At 40.9% G+C, this 2,357-nt stretch carries 2 protein-coding genes; both read right to left on the reverse strand.

Annotated elements, in window-relative coordinates; genetic code table 11:
• Positions 1-1,630: hypothetical protein (locus tag VIM91_RS07635; protein WP_331864226.1), on the reverse strand; the 1,630-nt coding region annotated here is incomplete at its 3' end.
• Positions 1,620-2,357 (reverse strand): ATP-binding protein (locus VIM91_RS07640; protein WP_331864227.1); only part of this gene is annotated, 738 nt, incomplete at its 5' end. The genes VIM91_RS07635 and VIM91_RS07640, both read right to left, overlap by 11 nt.

The raw sequence follows: 2,357 nt of genomic DNA on the forward strand, positions 1-2,357 counted from the left end.
CTTCCATCAAGTTCTTTAAACGCTGTGCCAAAGGTCTAGAATGTTTAAAGATTCGAACTTGACCCAAGATATCCTCCAAGGCATTTTCCGCCTCTAACAACAGACCATCCTCAGCTTTAATGCACTCCATAATGTCGTAAATTAAATCGCAAGTAAGTTGCTCTGACGGATTGGTGAACACCAGTCCACGGTATTTATCACTTTTTGTTCTAGGTTGAATCTCTACAAAATAAAAAAACTGCCCATCATAATCCACTCTAACAAGGGCTATCTTTCGATAAGTAATTGCATACTCAGAAGGAAATGAACCTTGTATCTTCTTTCGCTTAACGTGGTGCCAAAGCATTTTTCCTGCATCTCTTTCTTCATTGCTAGGAAATGCAATTGCAAAGAATAAACCAGCAACCCTTTCACAAACATCATCACTACACCCTAAAATATCAAAGCCACTCATTTTTTTATCTGAAGCTTTCAGCATCTCTAAAGCTTCAATAAAATCTTGCTGAATACCTGATACTTCCTTCGCCTGATTACTTCCAATAGCAAGCTTTCCAACTTGATCATTGTTGGAAAGTTCACTTCCTGAAGAAAAACGCTCTGGCTCATGAGCATCTTTTTCTACGGGAATAGAAATAGGATCGTTTCTTTCTACAACAACCTCATTCACTACATTCGAATCATCAACATCAACGCTTGAACCAATATATTGAGTACTACTACCTGTGCCTGGCGGCGTTGAACTTTGAACATCAATTTCTTCATGATCGGTAGTTTTTGAATTTGGCTTACGATCAACGGCAGGCTTATCCGGCGTGTTAAAAACTTTTTCTTTTACCTTAACTAAAGACACATCGGTTGGAGTACTGAATTTATTAATTCTATGAACAAATATTGCTCCTTCAATTTTTTCATAAGCGGCTTCAAAACATAAGCTTGTCGGATGATAGGGGCACGCATCAATAAAACGCTCTCCCTGGTTTATTTGGGAGCGGATTTTTGATAAACGTTGTCGAGTAACGGGATTATTTCCAATATAGGCTATGAATACGGCATTAGAACGTTCGAGACCCTTTGGAATAACATATTGACCATCAATCATGCCCTGTTGATTTTTTTTTGCGAAATTATCGACAACACCGTCTAAATCAAAATTCAGCAGAGCTCTACGAATGTTCTTATTTTTTGGAGTATATAGCGAGGTAAATATTTCGAGCGACTGAATGTACACAACCTGGCTTGAAGTTGTTATAAGTTTAGCTACACGAGTTTTACCAATTTCTTCATTAATACCGTATTTACCAACTATCGTATTAAGATCAAGAAACTCAGTTTCTTGATTAGAAAGATTAAACTCAAACCAGCCAGTTTTTACATTCTTCTTGTCTTTAAAATTACTTTCAATACCTACTTTTCCAATCCAAATACTGCCTATACGCAACACGTCAAGCTCTGCAATTGCAGCTTTTGCATATTCGATACGATTATTATCAAGCCTTCTGAAAGCTATGATAACTAATGGATTGGAGCGATCTGAGCTGTTTTCTTTAACGCGACAATATGCCCTAACAACTCTTAAAACATCGTCATCAAATAATGTTTCTATGCAGAAAGATTTAGGCTTATCTTGCATAACCTCTCCCAATACATGATATGTAGCAGGTAGAAGTGTATATTGATAAAACCCTATGAGTAAGTCTGCATAAAGTTGCTAAATAGTTGTAGCAGAAATCTTTGTAATGTTGCAAAAACCTTTGGAAATTGCAACCGCCGCCAATGACTGCCGCCGCAGAAGAGGTGTGATGGGGGCTTCTTAATTGACGTTGGAAAAACTGAGTCGGCTCTAAGCGCTCACCTGCTACCGAACGCAAGGCTGCCACCTCAAGCGCTTGGTTCTCGTCTAACGGTGGCATTAAAGTCACTAAACGTTGCGCTAACATGCTTTTTCCCGCCCCCGGCGGGCCCACCATTAATAATGAATGCTGACCACTCGCCGCCACCTCAAGTGCGCGCTTGGCTTGATGCTGACCACGCACATCCGCTAAATCCACACCATAATCTAAGTTTTGCTCGACACGCTCAGGAGGTGTGTTTAACGCGGTGCCTTCAATTAAATAACGGCAGACATCAAGCAAATGCGCCGCGCCTAAAATATCGGCATCACTCAATAAAGAGGCTTCCACCAGGCCTGGTAATGGAATCACCGAACGATGTCCGGCCGCTTTGGCTTTAATTAAAGCCGGTAACAAACCGCTCACAATGCGTAACTCGCCATTTAAGCCCAGTTCGCCATAAAACTCGTGGCCTTCTAAGGCTTGTGCTGGTAGCTGACCCGTTGCCACTAATACCGCGAGCGCGAT

It is taken from the genome of Thiomicrospira sp. (genome assembly GCF_036568485.1).
Taxonomy (GTDB): Bacteria; Pseudomonadota; Gammaproteobacteria; order Thiomicrospirales; family Thiomicrospiraceae; genus Thiomicrospira.